The 21,196-nt window shown below is 60.5% G+C and carries 22 protein-coding genes and 1 tRNA gene; 11 read left to right on the plus strand and 12 right to left on the minus strand.

Annotated features, from left to right (window positions below; all coding sequences use genetic code 11):
* Position 1 precedes the first annotated feature (1 nt).
* The 8 genes from fghA to AB4072_RS15480 all read right to left on the minus strand — a co-directional run bounded on the left by fghA (position 2) and on the right by AB4072_RS15480 (position 7,608).
* Positions 2 to 850, minus strand: coding sequence for an S-formylglutathione hydrolase (gene fghA / locus AB4072_RS15445; protein ID WP_441969336.1), 849 nt, complete (start codon positions 848 to 850; stop codon positions 2 to 4).
* A 12-nt stretch (positions 851 to 862) separates the two neighbouring features.
* A complete protein-coding gene (locus tag AB4072_RS15450) occupies positions 863 to 1,975 on the minus strand; it encodes an S-(hydroxymethyl)glutathione dehydrogenase/class III alcohol dehydrogenase (protein WP_441969338.1) in 1,113 nt (370 codons plus the stop codon).
* Positions 1,976 to 2,048: 73 nt separating this feature from the next.
* Positions 2,049 to 2,792 (minus strand): pseudouridine synthase, encoded by a 744-nt coding sequence (locus tag AB4072_RS15455; RefSeq protein WP_441969340.1) that lies wholly within the window; start codon positions 2,790 to 2,792, stop codon positions 2,049 to 2,051.
* Entirely contained in the window at positions 2,789 to 3,706 is a 918-nt protein-coding gene (locus tag AB4072_RS15460) for a class I SAM-dependent methyltransferase (RefSeq protein WP_441969342.1), read from the minus strand. The genes AB4072_RS15455 and AB4072_RS15460 overlap by 4 nt, the downstream gene beginning before the upstream one ends.
* 176 nt (positions 3,707 to 3,882) lie before the next feature.
* Positions 3,883 to 3,959: transfer RNA gene (locus AB4072_RS15465), tRNA-Arg, on the minus strand.
* A 94-nt stretch (positions 3,960 to 4,053) separates the two neighbouring features.
* Entirely contained in the window at positions 4,054 to 5,418 is a 1,365-nt protein-coding gene (locus AB4072_RS15470) for a sensor histidine kinase (RefSeq protein WP_441969344.1), read from the minus strand.
* Positions 5,419 to 5,494: 76 nt separating this feature from the next.
* A complete protein-coding gene (locus AB4072_RS15475) occupies positions 5,495 to 6,922 on the minus strand; it encodes a dihydrolipoyl dehydrogenase family protein (protein WP_441969481.1) in 1,428 nt (475 codons plus the stop codon).
* A 5-nt stretch (positions 6,923 to 6,927) separates the two neighbouring features.
* Positions 6,928 to 7,608: a TVP38/TMEM64 family protein gene (locus AB4072_RS15480; protein WP_441969346.1), complete on the minus strand. Its 681-nt coding sequence runs from the start codon at positions 7,606 to 7,608 to the stop codon at positions 6,928 to 6,930.
* Positions 7,609 to 8,008: 400 nt separating this feature from the next.
* On the opposite strand from AB4072_RS15480, the gene rpmH reads away from it, so the two are divergent.
* The 8 genes from rpmH to AB4072_RS15520 all read left to right on the plus strand — a co-directional run bounded on the left by rpmH (position 8,009) and on the right by AB4072_RS15520 (position 14,979).
* Positions 8,009 to 8,143: a 50S ribosomal protein L34 gene (rpmH, locus tag AB4072_RS15485; protein WP_038364779.1), complete on the plus strand. Its 135-nt coding sequence runs from the start codon at positions 8,009 to 8,011 to the stop codon at positions 8,141 to 8,143.
* A gap of 18 nt (positions 8,144 to 8,161) precedes the next feature.
* Entirely contained in the window at positions 8,162 to 8,605 is a 444-nt protein-coding gene (rnpA, locus tag AB4072_RS15490) for a ribonuclease P protein component (protein ID WP_441969348.1), read from the plus strand.
* Positions 8,589 to 10,436, plus strand: coding sequence for a membrane protein insertase YidC (gene yidC / locus AB4072_RS15495; protein WP_441969350.1), 1,848 nt, complete (start codon positions 8,589 to 8,591; stop codon positions 10,434 to 10,436). Before rnpA ends, yidC begins: the two co-directional genes overlap by 17 nt.
* 84 nt (positions 10,437 to 10,520) lie before the next feature.
* A complete protein-coding gene (locus AB4072_RS15500; protein WP_441969351.1) occupies positions 10,521 to 12,050 on the plus strand; it encodes a CYTH and CHAD domain-containing protein in 1,530 nt (509 codons plus the stop codon).
* Positions 12,051 to 12,127: 77 nt separating this feature from the next.
* Positions 12,128 to 12,778 (plus strand): ribosome biogenesis GTP-binding protein YihA/YsxC, encoded by a 651-nt coding sequence (yihA, locus tag AB4072_RS15505; RefSeq protein WP_441969353.1) that lies wholly within the window; start codon positions 12,128 to 12,130, stop codon positions 12,776 to 12,778.
* Complete coding sequence (locus AB4072_RS15510; RefSeq protein WP_441969355.1) at positions 12,775 to 13,146, plus strand: DUF423 domain-containing protein; 372 nt, start codon at positions 12,775 to 12,777, stop codon at positions 13,144 to 13,146. Before yihA ends, AB4072_RS15510 begins: the two co-directional genes overlap by 4 nt.
* Positions 13,147 to 13,223: 77 nt before the next feature.
* Entirely contained in the window at positions 13,224 to 14,129 is a 906-nt protein-coding gene (gene argB / locus AB4072_RS15515; protein WP_441969357.1) for an acetylglutamate kinase, read from the plus strand.
* 118 nt (positions 14,130 to 14,247) lie between these two features.
* Entirely contained in the window at positions 14,248 to 14,979 is a 732-nt protein-coding gene (locus AB4072_RS15520; protein WP_441969359.1) for a pyrimidine 5'-nucleotidase, read from the plus strand.
* Between the two features lie 155 nt (positions 14,980 to 15,134).
* Here AB4072_RS15520 and AB4072_RS15525 read toward each other — a convergent pair whose 3' ends face one another.
* Both AB4072_RS15525 and AB4072_RS15530 read right to left on the minus strand, forming a co-directional pair.
* Positions 15,135 to 15,638, minus strand: a complete 504-nt coding sequence (locus AB4072_RS15525) for a YciE/YciF ferroxidase family protein (protein WP_441969361.1) — start codon at positions 15,636 to 15,638, stop codon at positions 15,135 to 15,137.
* Positions 15,639 to 15,766: 128 nt separating this feature from the next.
* Complete coding sequence (locus AB4072_RS15530) at positions 15,767 to 16,954, minus strand: DNA recombination protein RmuC (protein WP_441969363.1); 1,188 nt, start codon at positions 16,952 to 16,954, stop codon at positions 15,767 to 15,769.
* 87 nt (positions 16,955 to 17,041) lie between these two features.
* Between AB4072_RS15530 and def the strand changes: the two genes are divergently transcribed.
* The 3 genes from def to truA are packed head-to-tail and all read left to right on the plus strand — an operon-like array spanning position 17,042 to position 19,281.
* Entirely contained in the window at positions 17,042 to 17,563 is a 522-nt protein-coding gene (gene def, locus AB4072_RS15535; protein ID WP_441969365.1) for a peptide deformylase, read from the plus strand.
* Positions 17,560 to 18,492: a methionyl-tRNA formyltransferase gene (gene fmt / locus AB4072_RS15540; protein WP_441969366.1), complete on the plus strand. Its 933-nt coding sequence runs from the start codon at positions 17,560 to 17,562 to the stop codon at positions 18,490 to 18,492. The genes def and fmt overlap by 4 nt, the downstream gene beginning before the upstream one ends.
* A gap of 42 nt (positions 18,493 to 18,534) precedes the next feature.
* Positions 18,535 to 19,281 (plus strand): tRNA pseudouridine(38-40) synthase TruA, encoded by a 747-nt coding sequence (truA, locus tag AB4072_RS15545; protein ID WP_441969368.1) that lies wholly within the window; start codon positions 18,535 to 18,537, stop codon positions 19,279 to 19,281.
* Between the two features lie 50 nt (positions 19,282 to 19,331).
* Here the strand turns inward: truA and AB4072_RS15550 are convergent, their stop codons facing one another.
* Both AB4072_RS15550 and dapE read right to left on the minus strand, forming a co-directional pair.
* On the minus strand, positions 19,332 to 19,922 hold the full coding sequence (locus tag AB4072_RS15550; RefSeq protein WP_441969370.1) for a hypothetical protein: 591 nt from the start codon (positions 19,920 to 19,922) through the stop codon (positions 19,332 to 19,334).
* 101 nt (positions 19,923 to 20,023) lie between these two features.
* Positions 20,024 to 21,193: a succinyl-diaminopimelate desuccinylase gene (dapE, locus tag AB4072_RS15555; RefSeq protein ID WP_441969372.1), complete on the minus strand. Its 1,170-nt coding sequence runs from the start codon at positions 21,191 to 21,193 to the stop codon at positions 20,024 to 20,026.
* Positions 21,194 to 21,196 lie beyond the last annotated feature (3 nt).

Raw genomic sequence — 21,196 nt, forward strand, 5'->3', positions numbered from 1 at the left:
TCTATCGGGCACTCAGACGCTCCGCATGCCAGCGCAGATGATCCTCGATGAAGGTCTCGATGAAGAAATACGAATGATCGTAGCCGGGCTGACGGCGAAGAGTCAGCGGAATGCCCGCTTCCCGGCACGCTTCTTCGAGCAATTGCGGCTTCAGCTGGCTGTCGAGAAAGGTATCGGCCGTTCCTTGATCGACCAGGAGATCCGGCATTCGCGCGCCGTCAGCGATAAGAGCGCACGCGTCGTATTCGCGCCACGTGGTCTTGTCCGAACCAAGATAGCCTGAGAGAGCCTTTTCACCCCATGGGCAGTGCATGGGCGAGGAAATCGGCGCGAAGGCGGAGACGGCGGCGTACCGCCCCGAATTGCGCAACGCGATCGTGAGCGCGCCGTGGCCACCCATGGAATGACCCATGATGCTCTGCCGCGCCGGATCGGCGGGAAGCTCTGCGGCAATGAGGGCCGGCAACTCGCGCTCGATATAGCTGCGCATGCGGAAGTTCTTCGCCCACGGCGCCTCGGTCGCGTCCACATAGAAGCCCGCGCCGAGACCGAAATCGTACGCGCCGTCGGAATCGTCAGGCACTCCTTCCCCACGCGGAGAGGTATCGGGAACGATCACCATAAGGCCCAGTTCAGCCGCCACCCGTTGCGCGCCTGCCTTCACCGTGAAGTTTTCTTCCGTGCAGGTCAGGCCCGACAAGAACCACACGACCGGAACCTTTCGCGCCTCGGCCTGAGGTGGCACGAAAGCGGCAAAACGCATTGCCGTTCCGGTCTCGGACGACTGGTGACGATAAACGAATTGCACGCCGCCGAAACAGCGTGATTGCGAGACGATCTCGAGTGTCACGGAAACTCTCGCTCAGTAGATCACGACGGAACGGATGGACTTGCCCTCATGCATGAGATCGAAAGCGGTGTTGATCTCTTCCAGAGGCATCGCGTGCGTGATGAGATCGTCGATATTAATCTTGCCTTCCATGTACCAGTCCACGATCTTCGGCACATCGGTGCGCCCTCTTGCACCACCGAAAGCAGAGCCTTTCCAGACGCGTCCCGTGACAAGCTGGAATGGCCGGGTGGAAATCTCCTGCCCGGACGCCGCAACACCAATCACGATGCTTTCACCCCAACCGCGATGGCAGCACTCGAGAGCTTGCCGCATGGTGTGAACGTTGCCGATACATTCGAAGGAAAAGTCGGCGCCACCATCGGTCGCGTCGATGATCGCCTGCACTACTTTATCGCGCCCGACCTCATCGGGATTGATGAAATGGGTCATCCCGAATTTCTCCGCCATGGCACGCTTTGACGGATTGAGATCGACGCCGATGATCTTGTCCGCACCGACCATACGGGCGGCCTGAATCACATTGAGGCCAATACCGCCGAGACCGAAGACAACGACATTCGCACCAGGCCAGACCTTCGCCGTGTAAATGACGGCACCGATGCCGGTGGTGACACCACATCCAATGTAGCAGATCTTGTCGAAAGGAGCGTCTTCTCGCACTTTGGCCAGCGCGATCTCGGGGAGCACCGTGAAGTTCGCGAATGTCGAACAGCCCATATAATGGAACACCGTATCGCCATCGCAGCGAAAGCGGCTCGTGCCATCCGGCATCACGCCCTTGCCCTGCGTTGCACGGATCGAAGTGCAGAGATTGGAGCGACGTGAGAGGCAGGTTTTGCACTGCCGGCATTCCGGCGTGTAGAGCGGAATCACATGATCGCCGGGCTTGAGAATGGTGACGCCCGGTCCAACCTCGCGGACGATGCCCGCGCCTTCGTGGCCGAGAATGGCCGGAAAGAGTCCTTCGGGATCGAGACCGGACAGCGTGTAGGCATCCGTGTGGCAAACACCCGTCGCCATGACCTCGACCAGAACCTCGCCCGCGCGCGGCCCTTCGATGCGAACGGTTTCAATCGTGAGAGGCTTTCCGGCCTCCCACGCGACGGCTGCGCGGGTTTCCATGGCGGACATTTCCTAATGAATTGAATCGACCGGATTATGCGGCGCGCGGCGACGCGAGGTCAACAGCGTACCGTCAGTCTTGCGCGAAGATCAGATCGATGTCGTTCGTGCCGAGAATGCGATAAGCGCCGGCATCGAGATCGTCAGGCAGCGTCAAACCGCCGATACGGTCACGATGCAGAGCGGTGACGTGATTGCCGACCGCTGCGAACATGCGTCGGACCTGATGGTAGCGTCCTTCCGTCAAGGTCACATACGCACTCGTCGGCGAAAGTGTTTCCATCGTCACGGGCAGAAGTGGCTTGTCCTCACCTTCGAGCATCAGTGTGCCCGCCGCAAAAACATCCGCTTCGTCACCCCGCAACGGACGATCCAATGTCACGCGATAGCGCTTGGCGACATGGTTGCGTGGCGAGATCACTTTATGCAGCAAAGCTCCGTCGTCCGTCAGCAGCAAGAGACCGGAGGTCTCCTTGTCGAGCCGACCGATAGTCGAAATGGCCGGATCGCGACGCCGCCAGCGCTCGGGAAGCAACCCATAAACCAGCGGTCCTGCTTCCTTGTGCGAGCACGTGACACCGAGAGGTTTGTGCAGCAACAGTGCCAGTCCCGGTGGCGGATCGAGCGGTTCGTCATCCACGCGCATACGCGAGGAAAGATCCGGCGTGATGGCAATGCGCTGATCGGCGTCCTCGATCTCCACGCCGTCAAGCGTCACAGCACCCGCGCGCGCCAATTGCTGGATCTCCCGACGCGAACCATAACCCAAATTCGCAAGAAGCCTATCGAGCCGCAAAGTTGAAACGCCCTTGCTCATTTTTGTGCCTCGTAGATCTTGTAACCACCGGCTTCGATCTTCGGCGTCACGCGCTTGAAATGCGATTTCATCATGGCCTCGTAGGGCAAGTGACGATTGGCCACGAGCCAGCAAATGCCACCGGGACGCAAGGCTTCCGCGGCCCGACGAATGAAGCTCTGCCCCAGACTCTGATCCTCGCTTCCACCATCGTGGAAAGGCGGATTCATCAACACGAAATCAAGACCTGTGAGTTGCGCCCCGGATTTGCGGATATCGGCCCATTGAAAAGCCGCGCGTGGATCGACGATGTTGCGTTGTGTTGCCTCGACTGACCGCCGGTCGATGTCGATCAACGTCAGTTGCTCAATCTTTGACGAGGACAAAGCGGCCCGTGAGAGATAACCAAGGCCGCATCCGAAATCCGCACCGCGACCTGCGAGCACAGGCAAGTGCTGGACCAGCAGCGCGCTTCCCGGATCGACGCGATTCCAACTGAAAACACCCGGCTGAGTCCACAAGCCGAGCGCTTCGTCGAAACGCGGAGCACCCGCGGCAAGCGCATCGTCCAATCCCGTCAAGGCAATCGGTCGCGCACAGACGCAGATGCGATAATGTCGTCGCGCCGTCTCGGACACCGTGCAACCGAAGCTGGAAAGCTCTTTCGCCAAACGCGACCCGCCCTTGTCCTTTGGCGCAAGCACAGTCAGCATCGCGCCCGGAGTGAGGGCCTTCAGGGCAAGAGCAAGAGTGTAACGCCGCTCGATGGTGCCGGGCGGCGCCAGCATGAGCATGGAGCCGAGACTGCTCTCGCTGCTATCCTCGAGCCGGGCGGAGCCGAGAATCAGTGGCGAGAATTGGATTCCTTCGGGAGGAAGATCGGCCAGTTCCGCCGGCGGGATTCCGTAGATTCCCTCAGGTCTCGTTTGTTCCAACACTCGCCCACCCACGTTACGTTTCAGTGTTCCTATCGCTATGACGAGCGCAAGGTAAGAAACTTTTTGCCTGGATGCCTAAAAGCCCAGCAGCGCCGGCGCGCACCCGAAAAGGGACGCGGACCACAAGCGGGCTTACCAAGGCTTTATCTGTAAGGAGTTTTCGATGCAGAAAATGGCGCGCCCGAAAGGATTCGAACCTCTGACCCCCAGATTCGTAGTCTGGTGCTCTATCCAGCTGAGCTACGGGCGCCCTCGCGCGCTGCTTTTTGAGAGGCAGCGTTGTGCGGAGGCCGGTCACTTAGAGCTTTCTGCGGCGCTTGGCAACCCTCTTCGTGACCTCCTTTTCATGCGTCCTCGCCGGTGGGCTCACAATCGGGGATCGTGAAGCGGAAACAGGCTCCGATGGGCGTATCGGCCAAAGCGATTGTTCCGCCATGCAAATTCACCAATTCAGCGGCAATCGCGAGGCCGAGCCCCGTACCGCCGGCATGGGAAGAATGTTGGAAGACCCCGAAAATATTTTCTCGAACCCGCTCGGGAATGCCGGGGCCGTTATCCTGGACCGAGACCTGAACCTCATGGCCAAGACGCACCGCCCGCACGGTGATTCTTGGCGGCCCATCGGTCGCTCCGGCTTGACGCAAGGCTTGGACCGCGTTGCGGATGAGATTGACCAGAATGCGCGACAACTGCTCCCGATCGGCATCCACCATGAGATCGTCGGGGATCTGAACGGAGAACTCGATGGCGGCTTCAGGCGCGAGGCCTGTCAGATCGGCCAAGTCTTCAGCAACCGGCTTGAGCGCGAATCGACTACGCTGCGGCAAGTGCTCGGTCGCACGGCCGTAGGCGAGCGTTGCCTCGCAGAAGGCGCTGGCTCTATTGAGCGTCGCGACCAGACGCGGCGCCACCCGCTGCACCGTGTCGTCCTGAACCCGGTCGAGGCGCTCGGTGAGAAGGTGCGCCGTCGTAAGGATGTTGCGTAGCTCGTGATTGATCTTGCTGACCGCGAGGCCGAGCTCGGCCAAGCGCCGTTTCTGCCGCAGCTCATTGGCAAGCGTTGCCTCCATTTGCGCCAACGCCTCTTCCGCCAGACCAATTTCATCGGAGCGTCCAGTGGGGCGGATGACGCGCGCGGCGTCTTCGGGGCGGCTGGCGAACGCGCCGATATTGCGCGATAGCCGCTGCACCGGCCGTACGATGACCCATTGCAGGGCGAAATAGAGCAAGCTTGCCGTGATTCCGGCGACGACAATCGAGAGAAGCAGGATGTCGCGTGAGAAATCGAGCATCGCCCGACGCAGCGGCCTCTCGTCGAAGATCATCTCCACGAAATCGACCCCCATGCCTGGGCCGATGACGCGAATCGGCATTCGTGTGGGAACGAAGAGCGTTTCAAGGGCCTCGCGGGTCAGCCCGAGCCAACTCGGCTGACGCAAGTCGACGGTCTTGCTGACCTCAGGAGGCACATCGTCGACCGCGAGCAGGCGACGCCGCCCTCCCCCACGCACCGCAATCGCCTTGGCACCGACACCTTCGAGGAGGCGCAGTTCCAGATCCTCCGAGAGGCTTCCCTCCGGCGCTGCATCGAGCACCAGGGCGGCGACCTGAGCAGCCGCCAGGCGATCATTCAGCCAGTTGAGACGAAAGCTCGCGATGGAAGGAAGATAGACCAGCACCACCGCGACCATGACGAACAATACCGTCATGAGGAGCACCCGTGCCGAGAGGCCAAAGCGGCCTGACAATCGGTGGATCATGGGTCGGGGGCCATGCATCGCGATTTTACCCAAAGATCCGTGCAAGGCCGATGAACCGGCGCACCCAAGGACTCTGGGTGGTCGGCTTCACGAACTCCACCCCCGCCCGTTTCGACGCCTCCGAGAAGGTGGGATACGGGAACACGAGACCGGCCAGGTCGGATATCTTGAGGTTCTGGGCGATGGCCAACGTCCAGGGAGAAATCAACTCTCCCGCATTTAAACCTGTAATCGCGCAACCGAGCACTTGCCCTCGCGGTGTCACGACGGCCTTCACATGGCCGGCAGTCGCATGGTCCACCCGTGCCCTGTCGTTTTCGGCAAATGGCCAGCGGAGAATACGGATGGCGCGATACTTCGCCCGCGCCTGCTCTTCCGAGAGGCCTACCGTAGCCAGCTCGGGATCGGTGAAGGTCACCCGGGGAATCGGCGCGTCTTCCGCATTGATCGGCAGCCGGAACAAGGTGTTCCTGATCACGAGGCCGGCCTGATGGTCGGCTCCATGCGTCGAGTGCCCACCCCGCGCTGCCCCGCCGGCACAATCTCCGATGGCATAAACCCGCACATTCGATGTCTTGAGGCCCCGGTCGACGACGATTCCTGAATCGTCGTTTTTGATGCGTGCCGCATCGAGCCCGAGGTCATGGATCCTGGGCCGGCGCCCCGCCGCCACGAGGAGATGGGTGCCCATGATCGGCTGCCCGTCGCCGAGTTGCAAAGTCAGGCCGCCATCCGGGGACGGTTCCACCCGCTCGATGGCTACGCTAATCCGCAAGTCGATCCCATCGCCCCGCAAAGCGCGCTCGATGACGGCCGACATTTCCGGGTCCTCTTGGGGAAGAATCCGGGTCGCAGATTCGACAAGCGTCACTTTGGATCCGAGTCGTCGATAGGCTTGGGCGAGCTCGACTCCGGAGGCTCCAGCGCCAAGGACCACCAAGTGGTCCGGCCTGTCGGCGAGATTGAAGATCGTATCGGTCGTAAGGAAGGGAACCCCATCGAGACCGTGAATGGCCGGAATTTCAGCTTCTGACCCGGTGGCGATCACGAAATGCCGGGCTTTGACCTCACAATCGCCCGCGACAATCGTGGTTTCATCCCGGAAACTGGCCTGGGCATGGATAACCCGGATGCCCATCGCGGCCATGCGCTCGCCGGACGCCAGGGGCTCGATGGCTCCCACGACCCCCCGCATAGAGGCCTTCACGTTCACGAAATCCGCCGAGACTTCACCACCCGTGACGATCCCGAAGCGTCGCGCTTCGTGGATCGCCTTCAGACGGCTGGCAGCGGCGATCAAAGCGTTGGCTGGAACCGAGCCGGTATTCAAACTTTCTCCGCCCATGGCGCTCTGCTCGATCAGAACAACAGACACACCGAAGGACGCCGCAATCGAGGCCGCCGTTAATCCACCGGCTCCTCCTCCAACCACACATAGATCCGGCTTCAGCATTTCGGTCACGACAGCGATCCTTCACGCGTCTTAGCCCCGTGGAAATGCTTTAGCAGAATGGAGAGCAGAACCAGAAACCCGAGAAAGGCCAAAGCCGTTATAATCTCCGGCGTCAGCAGATTTGTGATGCTGAGATTGACGCGGCAATCGGTTCCCCCGGTCACCAGACAGGCTTGGCGAAGTTTTTGCTGCTCGCGCAGAACGTCATCGAGACCGGCGCCTGCGATCGCGAAGGCCAGTGAAATCGGTATTATTCCGATCAACGAGGCCGATGCGAAGATTCGCAGACGCACTCCAACGGAAGCGGCGGCCATACTGACGAGCCACGAAGGCACAATCGGCAGCAGGCGGAAAAATAGAACATAGGAGAAGGCATTCTGCCTGAACCCGGCAGCGAGAGCCTGAAGGCGCGGACCGGCCCCGCGTTTGAAGAGGTTCCCGAGCGAGGTTCTGACGATCAGAAAAACGCAAACTCCACCGAGTGTCGCGGAGACCGTGCCGGCGAGAGCTCCGAGCTGCCATCCGAAGAGAAATCCGCCTGCGGTGCACAAAAAAGCTGCAGCAGGCATGGAGAGGACCACGGCACCGATATAGACGACTGTGAACAATGCCAAAGCAGTCCAGGGCCGGGATTCCACGAAAAGCCCCATCTCTTCGCGGCGATCCAGGAGAGCGTCGAAGCTCAAATATCGGGTCGCCCCCGAACCGACGAGCACAACAAGCGCCAAAACAAGGAGAAAGATAGGAATCCATCGCCGCCAGCCCGAACCCGAACTTCCGTCGCTTCCGCCCAAACGTCGCTCTTTTTGTCCCAAAACTATCACGCAGGCCCTTTCGCCTCTTCCAAGTATGCTATGTAGTGCCAAGTCAGACCAGCGTCACACCCCGTGTGACGCTGGAAAGAAAAGCGGTCAGCAGGAAGAGCGGCGTTGACTTTGCCGCCTGCTTCCGCCATAAGCCGCGGGCTGACAGCGCTCGTCTCGGGCGCTGATCTTTTTTGCAAACAATTTCGGGGTTTTTCCCCAATAAATCCAAGACAGGCGCGGGCCTCAAGAGCTTGCCATGTCGTGTGACCGGAGATGAGCCGTGAAAAGGACGTATCAACCGAGCAAGCTGGTTCGCAAGCGCCGCCACGGCTACCGTGCGCGTATGGCGACCAAGGGTGGCCGTAAGGTCATTGCCGCTCGCCGCGCCCATGGCCGCAAGCGCCTTTCGGCGTAAGCGGCGGGAGGCCTGTCCGTGCGCGGCCATCGCGCAGAACCGGTCGGGCGTCTGACCAAAAGACCTGACTTCGTCGCGGCGGCCTCTGGCCGCCGCTTTCATACGGAGCGGATGACGGTCCAGGGCCGTCCACGCGAGGATATAGGCCTCGGATTGCGTATCGGCTTGACGGTCACGAAACGGGTCGGTCATGCTACCGAACGCAACCGGATCAAGCGGCGGCTCCGAACCGCCTGCCAGATCGCCGGGGCGGAACACGCCGGCATCAACGCCGATATCGTGGTAATCGGACGCCGTGACATTCTGTCTGCTGACTACCACCTCCTTATTGACGATCTTCAGCGAGCACTTCGGGTTGTGACGAAGCCGAAAGGCCCGCGACCCGGGAATCGTTCCCAGGATTCTTCCTTTCCACCCACCGACGCTGAACGTCGCGGAAGCACCAATGCGCCAGGACAATAAGAACCTTATCATCGCCATCGCCATGTCGGTGCTGATCCTCCTCGGGTGGCAATATTTCTACGCCACGCCACAGGCGGAAAAGCAGCGCCAGGCCCAGCTTGCGCAACAGCAGCAGCAGCAGACGACGCAAGCTCAACAGTCAGCGCCTTCGGCTACAGCGCCCGTTCCGAACGTATCCGGCGTCGCTCCCAGCACCATGCCTGCGGTTCCGGTGGTGGAATCACGCGAGGCGGCTCTTGCCCGCTCCCCGCGTGTGAAGATAGCCACTCCCGCGATCTCGGGTTCGATCAGCCTGCGTGGCGCGCGCATCGACGACGTTTCGCTCAATCACTACCGGGAGACGGTGGATCCCACGAGCCCGAACATCGTGCTCTTCTCGCCTTCGGGCTCTCCGCATGCCTATTACGCGGAGTTCGGCTGGGTCGGCGCCGCTGCGGGCGCGGCACCCGGTCCCGATACGCTGTGGACGGCGGACAAGACGACTCTAACCCCGCAAACCCCGGTGACCCTCACCTGGGACAATGGCCAAGGGCTCGTCTTCAGCCGCGCGATTAGCGTCGACAACAATTTCATGTTCACGTTGAAGGACACGGTTGAGAACCGCGGCGGAGCGGCTGTCATCCTGAACAACTACGGCCTCGTATCCCGTCACGGGCGACCCGTCACTCTCGGCTACTATGTGCTTCATGAAGGCCTGATCGGCGTCCTCGGCGATCAGGGACTGCAGGAAATCACCTACGCGAACCTCGACAAGGAAGCTCCGCTCCCCGGCCAGACCGCTATCGGCAAGTCCTGGGACAACGTGACCGGCGGCTTTGTCGGTATCACCGACAAGTATTGGGCAGCGACCGTCGTGCCGGACCAGGCGCAGCCTTACAAAGGTTCGTTCACGGCTCGTGTGAACCCGACGAATACGGTCTATCAGGCCAACGTGCTCGGCGGCGGACAGACGATCCAGCCCGGCGCGACCGTTGAGTCCACGCAGCGCCTGTTCGCCGGTGCGAAGGAAGTCGCCGTCGTCGACGGCTACAAGAACAACCTGCAGATCAAGAACTTCGATCTCCTGATCGATTGGGGCTGGTTCTACTTCATCACCAAGCCGCTCTTTAAGGTCATCGATTTCTTCTACAAGCTCGTCGGCAATTTCGGTGTCGCAATCCTGATCGTTACCGTCATCCTGAAGGTTTTCTTCCTGCCGCTCGCCAACAAGTCCTACGCCTCCATGGCCAAGATGAAAGCGGTGCAGCCGGAGATGACCGCGATCCGCGAGCGCTATGCGGATGACCGCGTCAAGCAGCAACAGGCGCTGATGGAGCTCTACAAGAAAGAGAAGATCAATCCGGTCGCTGGCTGCTGGCCCGTCGCGATCCAGATCCCGGTCTTCTTCGCGCTCTATAAGGTGCTCTTCGTCACCATTGAAATGCGCCACGCGCCGTTCTTCGGCTGGATCCACGATCTCGCCGCTCCCGATCCGACGACGATCTTCAATCTCTTCGGGCTGCTTCCCTTCAATCCCGGCAACGTGCCGGGGGTCGGCCACTTCCTGCTGCTTGGCGCCTGGCCGATCATCATGGGCATCACCATGTGGCTGCAGATGAAGATGAACCCCGCTCCGCCGGATCCGGTGCAGCAGAAGGTCTTCGCCTGGATGCCGGTGATCTTCACCTTCATGCTGGGCTCGTTCCCCGCCGGCCTTGTCATTTACTGGGCTTGGAACAACCTGCTCTCCGTCACGCAGCAGGCCTTCATCATGCGGCGCAACGGCGTGAAGGTGGAATTGTTCGACAACCTGCGCAACACCTTCAGCCGCAAGGCTCCGGCCAAGAGCTGACGAAAACGGCGGAAGGGCCGCGTTGTCCCTTCCGGCTTCACGCCCTAAATCAGCCGTCGCGAGCACCATCGCGGCGGCTTTTTCATGAACAAGGTCGAGCATCCGGAGAAGGCGATTCCAGATCGCGCCAAGCTGGCGCGTGAGATCGAACTGAAGCTCGAATTCGCGCCGCACGACATTCATCGCATCTTGCGGCATCCGATTTTGACGGAGGCGAAAGCGCTGCCGGAACGCGGCGGCCATCTTCACGCGGTTTACTACGACACGCCCAATCACGCCCTGCGCCGGGCGGGCCTGTCGCTACGCGTGCGCCACGAGAACGGACGTTTCATCCAGACGATCAAGGCGGAACAGAAATCGCACTCTCTCGCCCTCGACAGGGCCGAATGGGAATGCGCCGTCGATGGCGCATTCGATCCGGCGGCTGCGGCCGGAACGCCGCTCACCCGTTTCCTCTCCGACCCATCGGCGAAGGACAAGATCCGCCCTCTCTTCACAGTGGAAACCGACAGGCGCGCCTTCCTGATCGCACGCGACGGCTCTCGCATCGAGATCGCCATCGACATGGCGCGTGCGTCATGCGGCAAGCACAAGGAGAACTTCGCCGAGATCGAGCTTGAACTGAAACGGGGCGAGCCCACCACCCTGTTCGCCATCGCGCGCGAAATCGCGAAAGCTGTTCCGCTGCGCCTTTCGCTCGTGACGAAATCGGAGCGCGCCTACGCACTCTCGAAGAAGTCCGCTCTCAAGCCGTCGCACGCTCGACCTGTCGCGCTTCCGCATTATCTGGCGAGCGCGGAAGCATTTCAGGTCATCGCACGCTCCTGCCTGTTTCAGATCGTCCGAAACGATGCCGTTCTCCAACGAAACCGCGCACCGGAAGCCGTCCATCAATTGCGGGTGGGCATACGAAGGTTGCGTGCGGCGACATCCATTTTCAAAGACCAGCTCCGCGATCGCGAGAGCCGCGCATGTCGTTTGGAATTGCGCTGGATGGCAAAGCAGCTCAATCCGGCGCGGGACATCGATGTGCTGCTTGGCAATTTGCGCCATGCGCACGCGCGCCAACGCGATCTGCGCGAGATCGAGGCCCGCCGCAAGGAAACTTACATCGCCCTATTCGAAGTCCTCGCCGCGCGCCGTTTCAAGAAAGCTCTTCTCGCGCTGGCGGCATGGATCGAAACGGGCGCATGGCTGACGCGAGACAAGCGGAAGGCGCGAGCGCAACGCTTCATGCGTGTGGAGCAGCGCGCCGCCGAAGATCTCTCCCGTCGCTGGAAGCGGATCAGTAAGCGCGTCACGCGCGTCGAAGATTTGAACCCCGATCAGCATCACAAACTGCGGATTCGCATCAAGGCCCTGCGATATGGCACGGAGTTTTTCGCGAGCCTGTTCGACGTGCCCACGATCAAGCGACGGCGAAAAGCATTCCTCGCGCAACTCGAAGTGTTGCAGGATGCCCTGGGCGAGATCAACGATCAGGCCATCGCGAAATCCCTCGCGCCCGATATAAAGAGCGTCAACAAGGGCGCCAAGCAACAGCGACGCAAACTTCTCAGCAAAGCCGCGTCGGCAGCCGACAAGCTCTCGAAGGTCAAGCCATTCTGGGAATAGCCACGCCATCCCTCCCTTGGAGCGCGGGCGCGGATCGAAGCGCTTGAAGAATGCGGTCTGAGCGCCGATAAGGGGGCATGACAGACACCGCACCCGACCCCTATCTCGAAATCGGCCGCAAGCTCTTTGCCGGCGAGGCGGATTTCAAATGGGCTTCGACATCCCTCAAGAACCTCCCGCCCATGACCAAGGTCGAGATCGCCTTCGCCGGGCGTTCGAATGTGGGAAAATCAAGCCTTATCAATGCGTTGACGGGGCGCAACACGCTCGCGCGCACCTCCCACACGCCGGGCCGGACCCAACAGCTCAACTTCTTTGACATCGGCGGACGCCTGCATCTCATCGACATGCCGGGCTATGGCTATGCCGCCGTCGAGAAGGAGAAGGTGCAGGCCTGGACGAAGCTCATCCACGATTACCTGCGTGGCCGCGCCAGCCTCGCGCGGGTCTATGTGCTGATCGATTCCCGCCACGGCATCAAGCAGACCGACGAGGCGGTTCTGGAAACCCTCGACAAGGCCGCCGTCTCCTACCAGATCGTCCTGACCAAGGCGGATGAGCTGAAGAGCGGCGAAATCGAAAAATGCATCGCCGACACCGCCGGGAAAATCGCCAAACGCGCGGCGGCCTTCCCGGAGATCATGCCGACCTCGAGCCGCACCGGCGGGGGTATTCCGGAGTTGCGGGCGGGCATAGCCCAGCTTCTTGCCGAAAGAGGGGGGCAATGAGCGCGTCCGATCGCATCCTTACCGTGCTGGCTGCTCTGGCAGGGCTCTTCGGAGTCGGCCTTTCTGCCGCCGCGGCCCATGTGACGGGCGACGGCAGCCTGCAGGTTGCGGCGCAGTTCCTGCTTTTCCACGCCCCTGCTCTCCTTGCCCTCGTCGCCCTGGTGAAAACCGAAGCGATTCGCCCGAAGCTGGCGCGGCTTGCCGGGTTCATTCTGGTATTGGGCCTTGCCCTCTTCAGCGGAGATCTCGCGCGGCGGGCGCTTGCCGGGGAGGCCCTCGCTCCCATGGCCGCGCCGACAGGCGGGGTTCTGCTCATGATCGGCTGGGCCCTTATCGGCATCTCCGCTGTCCTTCGTCGAAACACTTGAAATCTTGAGTTTCCAGGGCAGTGCAGCTGAGTTAGAAGGCTCGCCGATTGCCCGATTCCCGTAACCGGAGCCTTTTGATGTCCGATACCGCCGACCAGCTCCCCAACGTGCATGTGCGCGCCGAAGTGCTCGTTCAGGCCTTGCCGCACATGCAGCGCTATGACCAGCAGGTCGTGGTTGTGAAGTATGGCGGCCACGCCATGGGCGACCGTGCTGCGGCGGAAGACTTCGCCGAGGATGTGGTGCTGCTCGAACAATCGGGTATCAAGCCCATCGTCGTGCATGGTGGCGGGCCGCAGATCGGTAAGATGCTCGAAAAGCTCGGCATCAAGTCCGAGTTCAAGGGCGGATTGCGCGTCACGGACGCCGCCACCGTAGAGGTGGTCGAGATGGTGCTGGCCGGCTCCATCAACAAACAGATCGTCGGCTGGATCGGCGCCGAAGGCGGCAAGGCCGTGGGGCTTTGCGGCAAAGACGGCAACATGGTCACCGCCCGCAAAGTGACCCGCACGACGGTCGATCCGGATTCGAACATCGAGAAAGTGGTCGATCTCGGCTTCGTGGGCGAGCCCGAGCATGTAAACCGCGCTGTACTCGATCAGGTCCTGAGCGCCGAGCTCATCCCCGTTCTCGCACCCGTCGCAGCCGGCCATGACGGCGAGACCTACAACGTCAACGCGGACACCTTCGCGGGGGCCATCGCCGGAGCCATGCATGCAAAGCGCCTGCTTCTGCTGACTGACGTTCCCGGTGTTCTCGATAAGAACAAAAACCTCATCCCCGACATGACCATCGAGGATTGTCGCCGGCTGATCGCGGACGGCACCATCACGGATGGCATGATTCCCAAGATCGAGACCTGCATCTACGCCCTGGAGCGCGGGGTCGAGGCGGTCGTCATTCTGGACGGTAAGGTGCCGCATTCGGTGCTTCTGGAGCTGTTCACAGATCACGGTGCCGGCACAATGATCCGACGCGGGTAGGCGTAACTCTGTTTCATTGAAACAGGGTCATCCTTCCGAGCCATTTGCGGTTGGCTCAACATTTCTTATATTACCTTCAATGGGGCTGTCCGGCCCCATTGCTGTCTGTAGAAGTGATATGAACGTCTTCAATCCTGCCGAGCCCACCCTATCCGTCACCGAACCGCGCAGCTTCGCGCATGTCGATATCTGGGTCTTCGATCTGGACAATACGCTCTATCCGCACAGCTCCCGCGTATGGCCGCAGATAGACGAGCGGATCACCCTGTATATCGCCGACATGTTCGGGTTGGATGGCATTTCCGCCAAGGCGTTGCAGAAGTTCTTCTATCACAAGTACGGGACGACCTTGCGCGCGCTCATCGAAGAGCATGGCATCGATCCTCATCACTTTCTCGATTTCGCGCACGATATCGATCACACGGATCTTGAGCTGGATCTCAGCCTCAGCACCGCCATAGAGAGCCTGCCCGGCCGTAAACTGATCCTCACCAACGGCTCACGGAAGCACGCCGAAAACGTGGCGAAGAAGCTTGGTATTCTTGATCACTTCGAGGATGTTTTCGATATCGCCGCCGCCAACTTCGTGCCGAAGCCCGAACGCCGCGCCTACGAAATCTTTCTTGAGAAGCACGGCGTCGATCCGGCTCGTGCGGCCATGTTCGAGGATCTTGCCAAGAATCTCATCGTGCCACGCGAACTCGGCATGATGACGACATTGGTTGTCCCGAAGACCGTCGATCCGTTCCGTGAAGCTTTCGAGCAGGATGCGGTCCAGACGCCGCACATCGACTATATCACGAACGATCTCGCGATCTTCCTGAAACGATGCCTCAGAACCGATCCTTAGAGTCCGATCCCGCTCACAGAACAGGATCAGACTCCAAAGGGTGAAGCTGACGAGAAAAGTGTTGTTACCCCGAAGCCGATACTGCGAGAAGCGAACAACTCGTCATCTGAATAACGAAGAGCGGCGGCGGGCCGCGCTCTTCGTTGAAGACTTCTCTACGCAGCCTTCGTGTTGACGCTGCTCTTTGCGATACCATTCAGCGTTACGTCCGTCGCCTTTTCCTGTTCGAGAATTTGATGGAGGATTGCTGCGCTGTCCTCCCGGCCGAGTTGTTTCGCCCAAGCCGTCAGCGTACCGTAGCGATTGATCTCATAATGCTCGACGGCCTGTGCTGCCGCGATGAGCGCGGCATCCAGAACCTTCTTGTCCGCGACATCACTCGTTATGTCCTGTGCTTCGTCTATGATGCCGTTGATCGCCGGACAGGTCACTTCCTTCGGCTTGTGGCCATGCAAGCCAAACACCTTCTCGACGAGCTTGATTTGCTCTTCCGTCTCGCCAAGATGTTTCTTGAAGGCTTGCTTGAGCTGCGGATCGCTCGCCTTCTCCATCATGTCCGGCAACGCTTTCTTAATCTGGTGCTCGGCGTAATAAATGTCCTGCAGTGTGTGGACGAAGAGATCGTCCAGAGTTTTAATGTCCTTTGAAAAAAGACCCATACTTTCACTCCTTCGCATGGCGTCGAAATCCGTTGGCAACAGAGATCGCCCAGGTGGGGGAGAACGTTGTGGTCCGCGATCTGTTCCTGCGGAAGCTCTAGAATGATGTCCTAGAGTCTGCTCGTACGCTATTCGACCGCGCGCAGACTGCGCCCTTGCGTTTGCAAAAGATCGGCCTGATCGACAGCTTCGCTTTTATCGAATTCGAGCGTCTCGATCCGTTGCCCACGCTTCGTGATCTTGTCGGTCGAAGTCTTGATCTGCGCCACATCGTCTTGCGCCTGGCGGAAATGCGTATCGAGTTTCGTCACGCGCGTGGACAGCCGCTCGACATCCCCAAGCAACTTCTGAACCTCGACTTGAATGACGCGCGCTTCCTCCCGAATGCGCGCATCGCGAACCAGCGCCTGCATAACCTGAATCGCAAGGGCAAGAAGCGAGGGCGAAACGATTACGATGCGGGCGCGATGGGCCTTCTGCACGACGTCGTCGAAATACTCTGCGACATCCGCGTAGATCGATTCCGCCGGCACGAACATCAGCGCCACATCCTGCGTCTCGCCGGGGATGAAGTATTTCTCTGCTATATCCTTCACGTGAGTCAGCATGTCGTTGCGAATGCGCGTTGCAGCGCGCCCGCGCGCTTCGTCACCGCTGGCGTCGCGAAACTGGGTGAAGCTCTCCAGAGGAAACTTGGCATCGATCACCAGGCCACGCTCATCACCGGGAAGCCGCACGACGCAATCCGGCCGTGTGCGGTTGGACAGCGTCGGCTGGAATTCGAACGCATTGTTGGGGAGGCCATCGCGAATGATCGCCTCCATGCGACCTTGACCATAGGCCCCCCGTGTCTGCTTGTTGGCCAGAATATCGCGCAGACCCACGATTTCGCCAGTCAAATCGGTGAGGTTCCTTTGAGCGACGTCGATGACAGCAAGCCGCTCGTTGAGCTTGGACAAGCTGTCGTTCTGCTGCTTGGAGGAAGCTTCAAGCCCCTGCCCTAACCGGTGCTGCAAGCCGTCCATGCGCTCGGAGAGCATGCGGACGACTTCGCCTTGGCGACTGCCGAACACCTCCGCTATGGTTTGCATGCGGCCGGTCATCTCGGAATTGATGCGGGCGAGTTCCGCGACCTTATCGTCCATCTCCATGGCGCGCTCAGCGGCAACCGCATCGGCAATCGCCCGCTCCCGCCTGGTTTTCAAAAGGAGTATGGTGACCGTGAACAGCAGGACCAGGGCCAAACCCGCCATCCCGAGGGCGAGGTCACCCAGGGTCACGACTGTGGATCCGAAAGTCAGGGCGGGAAAATTCATGGCTTCACGTCTCAGAGCGATTCGGCCTATCCGAACAGATCACGAACGATTTGACCATCCTCAAGCGAAACCTTATCTCCAGCAACTATGACCATAAGACCCCTTGTCATCCTGCCTGATTCCCAGCTGCGCCTCATTTCCAAGCCGGTCGCGAGCATTACGGACGAGATCCGCGCGCTTGCCGACGACATGCTGGAAACCATGTATGACGCCCCAGGCGTGGGCCTCGCCGCCATCCAGATTGGGGTGCCATTGCGCGTCGTGACCATGGATGTGTCGAGATCCGAGGACGAGCGTCAGCCCATAGTGCTGCTCAACCCGGAAATCGTCTCCTCCTCCGAGGAGAAGAGCGTCTACGAGGAAGGTTGCCTCTCGATCCCCGAATATTATGAAGAAGTCGAGCGCCCGACCCGCGTGCGTTTTCGCTACATGAATCTTAAGGGCGAAATCGTCGAGCAGGACGCCGATGGGCTTCTGGCGACCTGCATTCAGCATGAGATCGACCATCTCAACGGAGTGCTGTTCATCGATTACCTGTCGAAGCTCAAGCGCGACCGGGTGGTGACCAAGTTCAAAAAGGCCGCGAAACGCGAGGAAAAAACCGCATGACCCTCCGTGTCGTCTTCATGGGAACGCCCGATTTCGCCGTGCCGACCTTGGCCGAGATCGTCGGTCAAGGTCACGACGTGGTCGCCGTCTACACGCGCCCCCCGGCCGCTGCCGGGCGCGGCATGGAATTGAAGCCCTCGCCCGTCCACGCCATGGCAGAGCGTTTCGGCCTCGAGGTCTTCGCGCCCTCGACTCTTCGGACGGAAGAGGCGCGCGCAACCTTCTTCGATCATGAAGCCGACGTTGCCGTCGTCGTGGCCTATGGCATGATTTTGCCGAGGCCGATCCTCGAAGCGCCACAGCTCGGCTGCCTCAACCTTCACGCCTCGCTCCTGCCGCGCTGGCGCGGCGCAGCACCGATTCAACGCGCCATCATGGCGGGTGATGAGGAGACCGGCGTCGCGGTGATGAAGATGGAGGAAGGCCTCGATACGGGCCCCGTCGGCATGGTCGAGAAGGTTGCGATTACCTCGGACATGAATGCAGGTGACTTGCACGACAAACTGATGGTGCTTGGCGCCGATCTGATGGTGCGTGCGCTCGCAGCCTTGTCGCGTGGCGGCCTGAATTTCACACCGCAGCCTGAGATCGGCGTCACCTATGCCCACAAGCTCGGCAATGACGATGCGCGCATCGATTGGCAGCTTCCAGCCCAGGCGCTCCACGATCATGTGCGCGGCCTCTCGCCCTTTCCCGGCGCTTTCTTCAGCGCTGATTTCGGCAAAGGTCCCGAGCGGGTGAAAGTGCTGCGCACGGCTCTTGCACAGGGCTCTGGTGAGGCGGGAATGCTCCTCGATTCCAGCGGCACCATCGCCTGTGGCGAGAGTGCGGTACGGCTTCTGCAAGTTCAGCGCGCGGGCAAATCGCCGATGAGTGCCGAAGACTTCATGCGTGGCATTCGCCTGGAACCCGGCATCAAGCTTTTATGAGCGCGGTCGTTCACAAAGCGTGTCTGACGGAGCTGTTCTGACATGCCGCGCTATAAACTCGTCGTCGAATATGACGGCACGCCCTATTCCGGCTGGCAGCATCAGCAGAACGGATTGTCCGTGCAGGAAGCGGTGGAATCCGCCATCCGGCGTTTCGCCGGACACGACGTGCGCATTCATTGCGCGGGGCGAACCGATGCCGGTGTTCATGCGATGCATCAGGTCGTGCATGTGGATCTCGAAAAGCACTGGCGTGCCGATACCGTGCGCGATGCGACCAATGCCCATTTGAAACCACGGCCGATTGCGATCCTCTCCGCCGAGGAAGTTCCGGAGGCGTTCAACGCGCGCATCTCAGCAGTGAAGCGACACTATCTCTATCGCATCCTCAATCGCCGTGCCCCGCCCGCTCTCGATACCAATCGTGTCTGGCATGTGGCGTGGGGACTCGATGCCGTGACCATGCACGAGGCAGCGCAGCATCTCGTGGGACGCCACGACTTCACGACTTTCCGCGCGGCTGAATGCCAGGCGAGTGGCCCGGTGCGGACTCTCGACAGGCTCGATGTTGAGCGCATCGGTGACGAGATCCGCATCTTCGCGTCGGCGCGCTCGTTTCTTCACCATCAGGTGCGTTCGATGGTCGGCACATTGGAGCGCGCTGGCGCGGAAAAATGGTCGGTCGAGGACGTCAAAGCGGCGCTCGACTCGCGCGACCGTCAACGCTGCGGCCCCATGGCCCCATCCACTGGGCTTTATCTGATTGGTGTGGATTACCCTAGAGCATGATCAGAACAAGTGGAAACCGGTTGTTCGCCCGGATCATGCGGCATCAAACTCTAGCCGATCAGCGTGCGCGTTATCCCGTCGATGATGAGATTGAGAACAACGCCGATCACCACGATGCCGAAGGCAAGCCCAGCGGACACGCCGAGAGTCTCCTTCGTGGCGAACCATTGCAGACGCATGAGAATGATGGCGAAAGCAACGGTGAACACGCTGGCGAGCGCAGGCGTCGCCCAGCCGACCACGAGCAGGAGTGCAGGAATAGAGAGTGCGAGAAGCGCAAGAACCGTGATCCAGTTCGTCACGATCACGAACGGCACATAGCGATCCGTTTTGTGCAGTTTGCGTGAAATCCAGATCATCGCCAGAGGCAACGCTAGAAAGCTCGCTGCGAAGCCGAGAGCAACAACGAGATCGACCCAGATGCTGCCGAGCAGCGCCCGATCCGGTTGCAGGAGGCCAAGGCGCAGGCGCTCAAGCGCCACGGAAACTACGTAAGCCGGAAGCGCGAGCCAAATTGCGGCGAAGGAGCGCCAGAAACCACGCTCACTCATGTCGAAAGCCTGAAGCCCTTCCGTTCGGCTATGAAGCAGATCGATCGCGCCTTTCAGAGAACGGTTCACCTCTTCGGCTGAAACGATCATTGAACGCCTCCAGCAGACCTCGCCAAGGCAGAACCGGCCTGTTTGGGAGCGGTTCCATCAAAACTAGACTTTAGTCTAGTATGACTGAGATGGAGAGCTTGTCAGCCCTTGGGAGCAAAATAGGCGTCGAGCACCTTGCGATAAATCGCCGCCAGCCGGTCGAGATCGGCCACCGCAACCCGCTCGTCGATCTGGTGCATGGTCTGGCCGACGAGGCCGAACTCGACCACGGGGCAGTCCTTCACGATGAAGCGGGCATCAGAGGTGCCGCCGGTGGTGGAAAGCTTTGGACGCCGTCCTGTCTCGTCTTCGACGGCATCCGCAATGAAGTCGACGAAATCGTTGGGCGGCGTCAGGAAGGCGACGGCGTTAGTCGGCTCGACGATCAGCGTGTAGCGCACCGTATTGCCCGCGGCCTCGCGCAGGCGGCGCGCCAACTCCTCCTCCAGGCTTTGCGGCGACCACAGGTCGTTAAAGCGGATATTGAAGGTGGCCCGCGCCTCGGCGGGAATGACGTTCGACGCGCGGTTGCCCACATCGAAGGTGGTCACCTCGAGATTGGACGCATCAAAATGCGCCGTGCCTTTGTCGAGCGGCTCGCTCAAGAGGCCTTCAAGAAGACGCATGAGACCCGGAATGGGGTTTTCCGCCAGATGCGGATAAGCCACATGCCCCTGCTTCCCCTCCACGATCACATGGCCCGTCAGCGAACCGCGACGGCCGATCTTGATCATATCGCCGAGGTGGTCCGGGTTCGTCGGTTCGCCCAGGATGCAATGGTCGAAGCGCTCGCCACGCGCCTTCGCCCATTCGAGCAGCTTGACGGTACCGTTGATCGCAGGCCCCTCCTCATCACCCGTGATGAGGAAGCCGATAGAGCCATTGAAATCGGGATTGTCACGCAGGAACGATAGCGCGCCCGCCATCATGCAGGCGATACCGCCCTTCATATCGACCGCGCCGCGCCCATAAAGCTCGCCGCCGTCGATCACGCCTCCGAACGGATCATGCCGCCACCGACTCACATCGCCGGGCGGCACCACATCCGTGTGGCCTGCGAAGAGCAGGTAGGGCTCAGCGTTACCGAAGCGCGCGTAAAGATTTTCCACATCCGGCGTGCCTGCTTCAGAGAAAACAGGACGATGAACCTCGAACCCCGCTTCGCGCAAAACGCTCGCGACAAAGGCAAGCGACCCGCCCTCCACGGGCGTCACGGACGGGCAGCGCAGAAGGGATTGGGCAAGAGCGAGGGGGGATGTGTCGTGCGGCATGGC

The organism is Microvirga sp. 2MCAF38 (genome assembly GCF_052115485.1).
GTDB lineage: Bacteria > Pseudomonadota > Alphaproteobacteria > Rhizobiales > Beijerinckiaceae > Microvirga.

Coding starts and splice junctions, on each gene's coding strand:
- AB4072_RS15450 (WP_441969338.1), bottom strand. CDS start 1,975: ATGGAAACCCGCGCAGCCGTCGCGTGGGAGGCCGGAAAGCCTCTCACG.
- AB4072_RS15455 (WP_441969340.1), bottom strand. CDS start 2,792: ATGAGCAAGGGCGTTTCAACTTTGCGGCTCGATAGGCTTCTTGCGAAT.
- AB4072_RS15470 (WP_441969344.1), bottom strand. CDS start 5,418: ATGACGGTATTGTTCGTCATGGTCGCGGTGGTGCTGGTCTATCTTCCT.
- AB4072_RS15475 (WP_441969481.1), bottom strand. CDS start 6,922: ATGCTGAAGCCGGATCTATGTGTGGTTGGAGGAGGAGCCGGTGGATTA.
- yidC (WP_441969350.1), top strand. CDS start 8,589: ATGCGCCAGGACAATAAGAACCTTATCATCGCCATCGCCATGTCGGTG.
- AB4072_RS15500 (WP_441969351.1), top strand. CDS start 10,521: ATGAACAAGGTCGAGCATCCGGAGAAGGCGATTCCAGATCGCGCCAAG.
- yihA (WP_441969353.1), top strand. CDS start 12,128: ATGACAGACACCGCACCCGACCCCTATCTCGAAATCGGCCGCAAGCTC.
- AB4072_RS15510 (WP_441969355.1), top strand. CDS start 12,775: ATGAGCGCGTCCGATCGCATCCTTACCGTGCTGGCTGCTCTGGCAGGG.
- argB (WP_441969357.1), top strand. CDS start 13,224: ATGTCCGATACCGCCGACCAGCTCCCCAACGTGCATGTGCGCGCCGAA.
- AB4072_RS15520 (WP_441969359.1), top strand. CDS start 14,248: ATGAACGTCTTCAATCCTGCCGAGCCCACCCTATCCGTCACCGAACCG.
- AB4072_RS15525 (WP_441969361.1), bottom strand. CDS start 15,638: ATGGGTCTTTTTTCAAAGGACATTAAAACTCTGGACGATCTCTTCGTC.
- AB4072_RS15530 (WP_441969363.1), bottom strand. CDS start 16,954: ATGAATTTTCCCGCCCTGACTTTCGGATCCACAGTCGTGACCCTGGGT.
- def (WP_441969365.1), top strand. CDS start 17,042: ATGACCATAAGACCCCTTGTCATCCTGCCTGATTCCCAGCTGCGCCTC.
- fmt (WP_441969366.1), top strand. CDS start 17,560: ATGACCCTCCGTGTCGTCTTCATGGGAACGCCCGATTTCGCCGTGCCG.
- truA (WP_441969368.1), top strand. CDS start 18,535: ATGCCGCGCTATAAACTCGTCGTCGAATATGACGGCACGCCCTATTCC.
- AB4072_RS15550 (WP_441969370.1), bottom strand. CDS start 19,922: ATGATCGTTTCAGCCGAAGAGGTGAACCGTTCTCTGAAAGGCGCGATC.
- dapE (WP_441969372.1), bottom strand. CDS start 21,193: ATGCCGCACGACACATCCCCCCTCGCTCTTGCCCAATCCCTTCTGCGC.